Origin of the sequence: Parasediminibacterium schistidii (assembly GCF_046546515.1) — a bacterium.
GTDB lineage: Bacteria > Bacteroidota > Bacteroidia > Chitinophagales > Chitinophagaceae > Parasediminibacterium.
Genome location: NZ_JBKHKJ010000056.1, coordinates 1 through 11,538, shown reverse-complemented (window position 1 = coordinate 11,538; position 11,538 = coordinate 1). Strand labels below are relative to the sequence as shown.

The 11,538-nt window shown below is 35.1% G+C and carries 9 protein-coding genes; all 9 read right to left on the bottom strand.

The window, feature by feature from the left end; all coding sequences use genetic code 11:
• Positions 1 to 372 precede the first annotated feature (372 nt).
• The 9 genes from ACHFIY_RS18655 to ACHFIY_RS18615 all read right to left on the bottom strand — a co-directional run bounded on the left by ACHFIY_RS18655 (position 373) and on the right by ACHFIY_RS18615 (position 11,476).
• Positions 373 to 1,323 carry a DNA-methyltransferase gene (locus ACHFIY_RS18655; RefSeq protein WP_410847644.1) on the bottom strand — a complete coding sequence of 317 codons (951 nt, stop codon included), beginning with the start codon at positions 1,321 to 1,323 and terminating at the stop codon, positions 373 to 375.
• A 1-nt stretch (position 1,324) separates the two neighbouring features.
• Positions 1,325 to 4,042 (bottom strand): DEAD/DEAH box helicase family protein, encoded by a 2,718-nt coding sequence (locus tag ACHFIY_RS18650; RefSeq protein ID WP_410847643.1) that lies wholly within the window; start codon positions 4,040 to 4,042, stop codon positions 1,325 to 1,327.
• Entirely contained in the window at positions 4,039 to 4,359 is a 321-nt protein-coding gene (locus ACHFIY_RS18645) for a helix-turn-helix domain-containing protein (RefSeq protein WP_410847642.1), read from the bottom strand. Before ACHFIY_RS18645 ends, ACHFIY_RS18650 begins: the two co-directional genes overlap by 4 nt.
• A gap of 1,525 nt (positions 4,360 to 5,884) precedes the next feature.
• Positions 5,885 to 6,484 carry a hypothetical protein gene (locus ACHFIY_RS18640; RefSeq protein WP_410847641.1) on the bottom strand — a complete coding sequence of 200 codons (600 nt, stop codon included), beginning with the start codon at positions 6,482 to 6,484 and terminating at the stop codon, positions 5,885 to 5,887.
• Positions 6,485 to 6,754: 270 nt separating this feature from the next.
• Positions 6,755 to 7,975, bottom strand: a complete 1,221-nt coding sequence (locus ACHFIY_RS18635; protein ID WP_410847640.1) for a methionine adenosyltransferase — start codon at positions 7,973 to 7,975, stop codon at positions 6,755 to 6,757.
• Complete coding sequence (locus ACHFIY_RS18630; RefSeq protein WP_410847639.1) at positions 7,965 to 9,014, bottom strand: hypothetical protein; 1,050 nt, start codon at positions 9,012 to 9,014, stop codon at positions 7,965 to 7,967. The genes ACHFIY_RS18635 and ACHFIY_RS18630 overlap by 11 nt, the downstream gene beginning before the upstream one ends.
• Positions 9,014 to 9,499 carry a hypothetical protein gene (locus tag ACHFIY_RS18625; RefSeq protein ID WP_410847638.1) on the bottom strand — a complete coding sequence of 162 codons (486 nt, stop codon included), beginning with the start codon at positions 9,497 to 9,499 and terminating at the stop codon, positions 9,014 to 9,016. The genes ACHFIY_RS18630 and ACHFIY_RS18625 overlap by 1 nt, the downstream gene beginning before the upstream one ends.
• A 1-nt stretch (position 9,500) precedes the next feature.
• Positions 9,501 to 10,034, bottom strand: coding sequence for an adenylyl-sulfate kinase (gene cysC / locus ACHFIY_RS18620; RefSeq protein ID WP_410847637.1), 534 nt, complete (start codon positions 10,032 to 10,034; stop codon positions 9,501 to 9,503).
• A 590-nt stretch (positions 10,035 to 10,624) separates the two neighbouring features.
• The gene (locus tag ACHFIY_RS18615; protein ID WP_410847636.1) at positions 10,625 to 11,476 is read right to left on the bottom strand and encodes a hypothetical protein; all 852 of its coding nucleotides are present in this window, start codon (positions 11,474 to 11,476) and stop codon (positions 10,625 to 10,627) included.
• Positions 11,477 to 11,538: the final 62 nt, after the last annotated feature.

The following is an 11,538-nucleotide window of genomic DNA, read 5'->3' as shown; positions in this document are numbered from 1 at the left end:
TGTCAAAAAATTACTGCCAACGGACAGGGATTGCCGAAGTACGGGAATTAGTATTCCGTCAGCCCGGTACCGATGATGATTGAAAAACTGAATTTGAAGATAACAACAAAAAGCCAAATAGATAATGTCCAGCCCGATATGAAGCACAATAGAATTACAAAAAGCCGAAGATAACTTTCGTCAGCCCGTATTTTGGCAAACCCCCTGTTGTACGTTCGCCCTATCTCCGTGGTCATCTATAATGTGGGTCTGTGTCATACCGTAGAGTGTTACTTGTGCGTTGGCACAAGGCAGGCTCTTTTGCAAGGTTGGCTTTTGTGTGTCGGCTATGTGTGCCTTGCAAATGTGCCTGACTTGGTGCGTTGGCTTATTTTAGGCTTCGACTTTTTCTTTTTCCTCAACGAGTTCTAAAAATTGATTGAGGTCTGGATTTATTTTAATGCAATGCTCTGCAGAGAAAAAACTACCATTCATGCTTTTAGTATGCAGTTTGAAATACTCTAACATTTGTGGGTCGCTGTCCACAAGTATAGAATTTCTACTTTCTTCAATGCAAACTCTTCCAGTAGTTCCAGAACCTGCAAAGAAGTCAAGGACTAATGAACCTGGATATGAAAGACCTTTTACAAATCTGCGAATTAGTTCCAAAGGTTTTTGTGTTGGGTGTCCAACACGTTCAACTGAATTGCCATTTAGTCTGCCGATTTCCCAAACATTTGTTGGGTTCTTTCCCTTGTCAATATTCTCTGCAATCAATCGCTTATCCTTTTTATATAACTCTTTTGTTGCTTCGTCAAAGGGAACTCGTACTGAATCTAAATCAAAAAAGTATTTATTAGTTTTTGAAAGCCAAATTGCTTCTTCATGTCTGTTAGCAAAAAAACGATGAGCACTCATGCCATTTTTGTAATACCAAATTACAAGGTTTGTAAAACGTAAATCAGTATGATGTCTCGTGTAGTGCATGATTTCCAAAAGGTCTCCCTTTTTTAAATCTTGATATTGGAAGCCACCAAATATTACACAATTGCCTGTGTCAGAAAGTACACGATAAATCTGGTCTAACCATTGCTTTGCCCATTCAAGATAATTTTCAAAAGTATCCCAATATGCTAAGTCAATATTATAAGGTGGGTCAACTAAAATAAGCTGTACAGATGAATCAGGAAGTTTCTTTAAAAAGGTTACTGCATCCTCGGTAAACAAACCATGATAAGTTTTTTCTGGCAATTGTGATTCAATATGGCTGCTGTGAGAAACTCCATTTTTTTTGAGTTTGTTCATAGCAATATGTCCTGAATTAAAGTGTGATTTGTTTGCCATTTTATTTAACGATTTTGAAATTAGTTAAGAAATACTTTTTAGTAAGGAAGTCCTTTCCAAATGCTTCTTTTAATAGAGAAGTTTCTTCCGCTGAAATTTTAGTAGGTGATTTTTCGATTTGAGTAATTCTATCTAATATTTCCTTTTCAGTTTCTTTGGGTTTCAACTGAATAGTTTGTTTTGATAAAATAAACTGTTGTAGTTCGATAGAACTTGTTTCTTGTTCAATAATGCCAAGTGATTCAAGAATATTTAGAAGGAACGGGCAACGATGCTCTGCACCGCTTACGGTTGCTGTTTCAATTCCATTCTGGTCGCAATATGTTGCTACAAATGATGCTTTAAAGAAGCCGTCATAGATACTTCTTTTTGTAATTGTCTTTTTGCGTTCAACTCTGTAAAGATAATTGAGCATTAAACCTACTGCGTGCATTTCTAAGAAGGTAGCGGTAATAAATAATCCTCCAGCAGTATTTTTATTTACAAAAGTTTTTAAGGCTTCATTAAACTCGGAAGGTTGAGTATTCATTTCCCAAGAAGGAACATTTCCTTCTTTCTTTTTGAAGGATAAGTCAAGATTTTTTAAAACAGGTTTTAAGGCTTCAGCAAATTGCTTTCCTTTTGGCGTTAATTTAAGTTTGTAATCTATATCAGCACCTATTTTTCGGTCATCCACAATTAGTCCGAGTTCCATCAGACCTTGTAATTTGTACTTTGTTTGGCGTTGAAAAGCACCTAATCTGTCCTCCCCAAGATTGCCTCTAAGCCTGATATATTTTTCGTCAAGGTGTGTCCTCTTTAAATTTCCATCAAGTAATGTTTTTAGAATGTACATTATGTGTCCAAGATGTACGCCTTTTGGGAAATGATAACTTGCTTCCGTAAATTCTCCAATCTCTCTTAAGAATCGTACCCAAGAGCCAAACACGGAAAGATACTTTGCTATTTTAAATTCGCCTTGGTCGTTAATTTCTTGTTGTGTTGGTTTGTGTCCAAGTGTTTCTGCTAATGTATAGTAAGCATCAATTAAATCTTCTTTAGTAATTTCTCTTGCTGCTCTGTCCTGATTATCGAGGATTTGCTCTACTGCTGCGTCAAAATGAACTTCACAGTTTGGAGAGTATTCATAAACAACTTTTTCAATTCTGCCTTTGGCATTTTTCTGTTCGTCTTTTCCTTTAGCCAAATACTCCCTTATTTTACCAGCCTTTTCATAGTTGCTGATGAAGTCGAGAATGACAACATTCTCTTTGCCATTGCAAAGGCGTAAACCCCTTCCGAGTTGCTGTATAAAAACAGTTTTTGATTCTGTTGGTCTAAGAAAAAGTAGTACTCTTAAATCAGGGAAATCAACACCTTCATTAAATAAGTCAACAGTAAATGCTACTGTAAACTTGCTTTCTCTAAATTGCTTTATAAGTTCATCTCTGTTGGGTGTTTCAGCTGTTATTGCATGAGAAGGAATTCCATTTTCATTAAAGAATTTCGCCATTGCATTGGCATGTTTTATTGAGGCACAAAAGCCAACAGCTTTATAGCTTTTACCTTTCTCTAAATACTCTTTTAAGATTTGCTCGTTTCTTTCCTTGATAATTAAATGCCTGTCAAGGTCGGCTACATTATACTTGTTTCCTCTGTATCTTATTTGAGAATAATCAATGTTGTCTTTTAATCCATAATAGTTATAGGGAACTAAAAATCCTTTTTCTATAGCCTCATTTAATGTAAACTCAAATACTTTTTGATAATCGAATAATTCAAAAATATCTTTCCTATCCATCCTGTCCGGCGTGGCTGTTAAGCCAAGCATAAAGAAATTAGCTTGGAAATAATCTACTATAATTTTATATGATTGAGCCTCTACATGATGTACTTCGTCAACAATTATGTAATCAAATTCATCGGCTTTGAATTTGTACAAAGTTTCTGGATTCCTTAATGTGTCTTTTGAGGCAAAAAGAATACGGGCATTAACATTTTCCTTTACTTCGCCTGTGAGCAATCCTAAAGTTTCTTTTGGGTAAACTTTTTCAAATGCTTCTTTTGATTGACTTAGAATATCGAGCCTATGTACAATAAAAAGTATTTTTCCAGTAACCTTTTTAGTATCAAACGCAGAAAGAAAGGTTTTGCCTGTGCCAGTTGGTAAAACAACAATTCCTTTTTTCCAGCCGACATTTCTTCTTACGTCTAAATCATTTAATGCTTGTTGTTGCAGATGATTAGGTTCAATTAATCCTTCGGCTAAGATTTCAGGAAATGTTCTGTAAACAAGTCGTCTGATACTTTCACTTACTTGCTTTCTCCAGGTTGGGTGTTGTAATTGTGAATAAGAATATCGTAAAAGAAAATAACCAGAACTTAAAATTTCATTTTGTCTATTAAGATTATCGTCATAAACTTCTTTTGCAATTACACCCTCTCCATGATAGGTTTCGCCATTAACTTCTAAAGCAATCTTTTTATCTCCTTTCACTAAAACAAAATCTATTCTTCTTGTTCTTCCTTCTGAATCAAGAAAAGGATATTGAGGAATAACATATTTAATGTTTTCCTCTCCAAGTAATGGGAATAGGAAATCACTTACAAAAAGCCTTTCGCTGTCTTGAGTTATTCGGCTTTTATATGTTTCCATATATTCGGCAAGTGTGACCTTTTCTTTGTCAGCAAGAGGGTTAGCCCAATTTGTTAATTCTCTTAAGTCGTTATTATCGCTCATTTATGTTTCTTTAAGTATTCAACTTTTTCTTCTGCAACTTTTAATGTGTCAAGGTCTGCTTCTTCCTCAATTATCTTATATGCAAACTGGTCGCTAAGCATTTCCTTAATAAGTTGTTTTTCATTGACTTTAAAAAAAGTTGCGACCTGTTTAATTTGCTCTTTTGTTGGTTGTCTTTCGTTACGTTCTATTTTGCCAAGCAAAGAGGTGTCAATACCAATGTTACTGGCGACTTCCCTTAATGAAAGATTTGCATTCTCTCTCAATGTTCTTAGTTGTTCTCCTATTGTTGAGATACTCTTTTTAACCGTTGGCATTTTAGGACGTATTTTGTCCAAATGTAGCTAATGAAAGTTTCATGGGCGTATTTTGTCCACGAAAAGTTATTAACAGATTGTGGGTTGTTGATGAATGATATTAGTTGATGTTTAAAGGTCAAGCCGATAAGAGTTGTGTCTGCTGGGTGGTGGGTGGGCTTTGGTGTTGATTAAAGATACATTGCTGATGTGTCGAACAAATGTTGATAGATATTCGTCCGCTGGGGTGGGCGGGCTGTGCGTTGGCATTTTTAGCTCTTTGCAAGGTTGGCTTTGTGTCGGGGCTTTGTGTGCCTTGCAATGTGCTAAAAATAGCGAGGGGTCGTGTCGGCAAAGTCATGGATGATTAAATGCTTGCAGGTTGTCGTTTAGGGTGACGTACAACGAGTCGGTATTTGCTGATGTGGCTGAAAATAGCGCTGGGTCAGCCGATAGCAAAAGCCAAATACCTGCTCTTAAAGTTCAAATATATAACCTACTGCCCAATATTGTACGGTCAGCCGGAACAAAAGTTTAAAGAAAAGACTAAAAGCCGAGTGAGTTCCGTCAAGCCAGCCATATCGCAAATACAGATGTTGGTAGCCGTTTTGTCTGCGGGGTGTCCCATTTTGTGTTTTGTCAAACCCCAAACGGTATCCACCTGTGAGCGGTCTTTGTCAACCAAAAGCCTGTGTCCAGCTGTGAACGACCTTTGTCAAGCCACAAGATTTATGGAAAAGTAAAACTTTTTGAAAGCCTAAAGCCTCCTTTTGTGTTCTTTTCAGGGTTATTTTCACAATTTTTAATTTTTCAGGTTGATTATTTGATGTAACTCATTGATATACAGTTGTTTTATTCATTATTGACGAAGGTTTTACAGTGATTTAATGGTGATTTAATGATGATTTATTGTGTATCAATGTGTATTTATCGTGTATCAATGATGATTTATCATGTATTAAAAATGATTCTTTTTAGGTTGCCAAGTCCGTCTGTTGCTAAACTGCTGTAAATTAGTCTACAGTCGGCGGTAGTCCAAAAGTAAAATCCTATATGGGGGTATATTTCCCCCATGAGCATCCCAAAATTCCCCCATATAGGTTGGGGACATTAGCGACGGAGGGGGCTTTGTCAAGCCGCAAGCTGTGTCAACCTGTGAAAGATTTTTGTTCCCCGAAGTGCCTGGTCAGGTTGTGGCCGCAGGTTTTGCCAAGTTGCTTTTGTCTACTGTTTGGGTTTGTCCAACCTGTTTTGCTGTGTCCTATTTACCATGTACTATATAGTGCAAATGTGTTTTGTTTGTCCCCGAAAGTTGCAAAAGTGGTCCGAGAAAATGGCAGCTAACGAGTAAAGGCTTGGCGTTGTTGGGGAATTAGAATTCCGTCAGCCCATAACCAAAGCCCAATAATTGCAATATTGCTGATGTTTTATTCATAAGCCAAATTTATAACGTCAAGCCCGAACTGAAGTACAATAAAGAACAAATGTTGAGGCAATATTCGTCAAGCCCCAATAATGCCAAACCTAATGTTGGCTGCTGGTTTTCTCAATCTTCATTAAAAGTCTTTTCAAATTCGTCTGTGTATCTAAAATCATTTCCAGTTATGTCATAAAGCAAAAGTTCTAATTCTTCAAAATGCCAACTGTAAATATTCTCACCAAATGTTATGGTTTTGTTTTCGTACTCAAAAGAAATTCTATTATCTCCGTGCATTTCGTTAATAACTTGCTGTTCAGTTTGAAAACCTAAATAATCATATGATTGTCCTGCTAATGGATGTTGAGTAATTTCTGGTTTGTCAAGATGTTTGAATTTTGAAATTAAACTTATGTCATATGCACTTTCTACACCTGGCAGTAAGCCATTTCTAAATATTTTAAGTGTCGTCTTATTAATAAATAATCTCTCAGATTGTAATGATTTATTAATAAACCTATAAGCCACGATCAATAAAATAACACTGATAATGAAAAGAAAAAAAAGTAATCCGATAGAGTCATTTCCTATGTTAAATAAAACTAAAAAAATAAAAAGTCCTCCAATGAAAAAATTTAGAAAATAAAATAAGTTAAGAATTTTAGCTTTACTGTCTAAGGCTTTAGATAAAATAATCAATTTCCCGTCTTGATAGTCTTTTACAGTCATAGTGTTTTTTTTCTAAACTAGCAGCCAACGAGTCGGTATTTGCTGATGTGGCTGAAAATAGCGCCGGGTCAGCCGATAACAAAAGCAAAATACGTGCTCTTAAAGTTCAAATATATAACCTACTGCCCAATATTGTAGGGTCAGCCGGAACAAAAGCTAAAAAAAGGACTAAAAGCCGAATGTGTTCCGTCAAGCCAGCCATATCGCAAATACGGATGTTGTAGGCAGTTTTGTCGAAGCCCTGCAATGAAGGCATGTTAAAATATGACTTTATGTTAGCGTATAAAACCCGTCAAGAAATCTATTTGTCACTGATGAAAGATTGGATAGAATTTCTTCTGCAATCCTTGAAGCCTTAGTATTGTCAACTTTATCATTTGTTTTGATAAAAATTTGCCATGGGTCATCTAATGGTCGGTCAATTTGGCTAAGGATAAATACTTCACATGCGACTTCCAATTCAATCCATATTTTTGATGCGATTTCCCAAGCAGCAGCGGAATAAATTTTCCCTGCATGATAGGATGGGTTTTTCCCATTTATTCCTTCAATACTGTACGGTCGGCAAGCAGAAATTACTCCTCCAATACGATTTCTCCTAGCTACTGCACCTTCGTCACCTGATTCAATACAAGAGCCTGTATATCTCAAATAGACAACTTCTTCTGAGGGATTGTCAGAGGGATTTACAAAAATGGATATTTCAAATTGTTTGTAAGAGGAAGAAATGTTAAATATTAATTCCTTTAGCAAATTGATGTTTTCTTGATATTCAATTAGTGATTTTACTTCAGTACTTATTTGAGGAATTGCTAATGTAATTTCAACTCGTTCATTAATTCTATATCCCATGATTTTTATGTCTGTTCCAATCCAAGGATACTTATTTTGAAACTGGTGAGAGGTAAGCGTTTGCTCAATTTCTAATACAAGATTTTCAAGGGCTGTAAATGGAGCAAATCCAAAGCCAAGTGCCGTGTCATTAGCTATTGGTCTTTTAAATTCAGGTAAATAGTTTGTACTTCTGGGGCTGAAGCGGTAATTTATAGACGAAGTCCCTGAATTATCTATTAGCCCTCTTGTACTGTTAGAAGTTGTTTCAAAAATAACCTTGCAGTCCTTTGAGAACTTAAAATTTTGTAACTCCTGTTCTAAAAATAATTCACACTCCGAATAAATCAAATCTCTATAATTAATTTTTGTTTCTCCAAAAGACTGTGTCACCCTGCCATTGAGAACAAGGCGTATAGGTGATATGAAATTTCCTTTTCCATATGAAACGTTACATCTTCCCCCCATTAATAAAAGTTTATCAAATTGGTGTCTTAATATTAAGCCCTGCTCTTTTTTTGTTTGCTTACTATAAGCAATTGATAATTTTTCAGCTAAATGGTCTGCAAGTGTATCAGGATGCCCATTACCTTTTCTTTCAACTATTTCAAATGGCAATGAAGAAGGGGCAACCATATCTGCAAAGAAATCAATTTTCATAATCGGCTCTATTTAGTAGTTTATATCTTTCGGATTCTGTAAACTGCTCTGTGAGATTCAATTGAAGAATACTTAGTGAGCTGTTTTTTAATTCAGAATCATTTGTGAATTTTATTTTTTTATTAGGGTCTTTAGAATAAATGCCTATTGTTTCATTCATTTTTTCCTTTTCTTTATCATTAGGTTCGTAATCAATAGCGTATTTAAGAGTATCAAAAAGATTATCAATTAAATTTCTATAATCAAGAAAATAGCTTTTTTCACTTTGGTTTGAGTATGCCAACTTGCAAAAATATCCAAGAAGCCTTGTTACAAATTCCTCTCTTCCGCATTCTATTATGTAAGGTGTTTCTAAAGTAAGGATTTTAGAGTAAAATTCTGCATATGTTTTTTGCGACCTTAGCCAACCTGGCGGCTTTTGCAAAGTTGAAGCTAGAACTTCGCTACCCTTTCTATGTACAAATATCCATGGTGCAGTTGGAAAAAGTTCAGTTATTTCTTTTAAGTAAATAGTATTCCAACTCCTAAATTTTATAACTGTGTCTTTCGACTTTTCAGGAGCAGAACTATTAATACAGTTCATTGATGCAATTAGTAATTTGGAAAATATTTGTTTAGATAAACCTGATTTTGGGTCAAGAATTTTATTGATTATTGGTGGTTCCGAAATAACAAAGAACTTTTTACTGTCACTTAATATCTGTGAAATAAGTGTACTTCCACACCTTGAAATATGAAAAACAAAAAGAAGTTTATTTTGTGGTACTGAAGTTGAATATTCATCTGTAAATTTTTCAATTGTCCAAGTTTCTATAGCATGGTTTGAAGTGGAGTAATCTAAAGACTTTACCAGTTTATTATTTTCTTCTTCAGTTTCTTTTTTTAATGAAATGTTATATAGAGCCTTTAAAGAATCCAAGAAAAAGGGGTCAAAATAATATCGCCTTGCTGTTTTTAAAATTACAATATAAAACTGTCCGTCTTTATACTGCAAATCAATTGGCATATTTACTTTTTGATTTGTTTCTACTGTACTCATTAAAGTTGTTTTAAGAGACTATCCCAATCTGATACTACGTTTACTTTTTTAATAATTTCCTGAAATTCCAGTATTTCTTCAGATTGACCACCCAATAAAAATAAATTTTGTATATGGGGGTGAAGATTTCCTAGAACTTCAAGTCTATCATCTACAAAGTAATTTATCTCATTTTCAATGCATGCTTGTAATTTGTCTCTCCCTTTTTTACTTCTTATAACTTTATTTGCTTCTATTCCTGTTATGTAAAAGAAATTATGACTATCTAACCAAGAAATAATTTTATTGTCCGCAATATCAGTTGCATTATAAATTACAAAAACGTTGTTTTTAAATTTATTTTTATTCAGTTGTGATAGAGCAAACAAAGAGTCCTTTACTGGTGGAATTAGGTTGTAATCACCAGTAGCAAAATATTCTGAAGTTGTACCAAATCCCACATGGTCTATGATAACATTGCCCAAGTCTATTCCAATTTTATCCATCTTAAATGCTATTAATTTGAAGCAAAATAAAATCTATTAACATCGTTGTACAGGTGGCTTCTGAATTATTGGTAGTATCAATAAGAATGTCATAAGTTAGAGGTATATCGTAAGTGTCGTTAATTCCTGTTAAATTATTAAGTTTATTTGGGTGACCGCTTGGCAACATCGCTCTTTTATATAATCCTTTGGTGTCTCTTAGAATTAGAGCATTAAGTTCACAATTAATCCAGACAGTTTTAACGTGATTACCATATTCTTTAATTTCTTTTCTAATTGTTTCATGAGGATTAATGGCTGCCATCAAAGTGATTATTCCGTTCTTAGCTAATATATTCGATACAATACCTAATCTTCTAATGTTTTCTTCACGGTCTTCTTTAGAAAATGTAAGGTCTTTACATAAGTGCTTTCTAAATTCATCACCATCAATAACTTCAACTTTATATCCTTTTGAAAGTAATTTCTCTTTAACTAAATATGCCAGTGTAGTTTTTCCCACGCCAGAAAGTCCTGTAAATTGGATAAATAGCATTCCATTTTAAAAATTAAGGTGTACAAGTAGGCTTAGGGTGTCCGTGAAAATTGCCTACAACGAGTCGGTATTTGCGGATGTGGCTGAAAATAGCGCTGGGTCAGCCGATAACTAATGCCAAATACCTACTCCTAAAGTTCAAATATATAACCTACTGCCCAATATTGTATGGTCAGCCGGAACAAAAGTTTAAAGAAGGACTAAAAGCCGATTTTGTTGGGTCAAGCCAGCCATATCGCAAATACGGATGTTATGGGCATTTGTCAACCTCAGAGGTTGTCAATTGGGTACGGTCTTTTCTACATTTCAAGCCGTTTTGTCAGTTAAATATAACCCTTGTTTTTAGTCTATCGCTCCATCATCGCTCCATCATCGCTCCAAGGTCGGCTTATTTTATGTTAAGACAAAATGTCTTACAAAACTGTCCAGCTACTCGCTTAGTTCTTCGCTGTGAGGTCAGGGTATGGCGGTCAAATAATGCAGGTTTACTTGCTGCGGTATTCCATCTTGTGTCAAGTGATGTGGCCACTCGTCGTTCTTCGCTTTTCGGTCAAGTAGGGTAGGTCAAACATTGTAACTCAACTCACTTTTTACCAAAATTTCCATTTACTTTTATTCCTTGTAAATTCATTTATACTTTTTCTGCTTGTCGGTTTTTCCTTTGTCTGTTCCGACTCAAATTGCTTATTGGCAACTTCAATAAACCAAATGTCAAAATCACCAACTCCACCTAACATTGAAGTATTTCGGTCGTAGTTCAATTCCACGTCCATATTGTCAACCTTTTCAATTAAATGTGCAACTGCTTTATGCCTTAAAGGAAGATACCAACTTACGTTTTGCTTGTTGTCCCAACTTGCATAATTAAGCAACAGAACTTCTGCGTTTTCAAAATCTTTCTTTGTCGGCTTGGCAGGTTGATTTATTCTTGTAGAAGCAATTAGATTGTATCCATATTCAGTGTCCTTAACTGCTTCTAAAACAACAGCGCCACTATAATTTCCGTTAACAAGTTTAAATGTCAAACAGTCCCCTTTTTCAAAAACTGGTTGCCGAATGATTTTCTTTTTTCTTGACTTTGGTTTTGGTCTTTCCGTTTGTAAATCAGCAAGAAATTTTTCAAGAACTATTTTACGTTTTTTAATGTCCTTTTCATCAGCGTCAAGTTTTCGCCATGTTTCAAGGTCTGCATCTGTTTCAATAATTTTTTTTACTCGGTCGAAAATGTCCTTGTCGAGTTGTTTACATTCCCATTGTGCTTTTGCCAAAGCAAACCAAAAGTTATTACAGTCGTCTGAATCGTCAATTATTTCTTGATTAGCAACAATTAACTTCTTTGAAATTTCTGCTACGTTAAGTCCTTCATTATACAGGTCGAAAAACTCTCCGTAAATGTCAGCGTGAGTGTCGTTAGATGATATTGCTGTTCCCCAAGCTCCCATGTTTTCTTTTGTAGTATCTGTTTTTTAGTCATTGCCCATAACGAGCAAGGTATTGCCTGCAC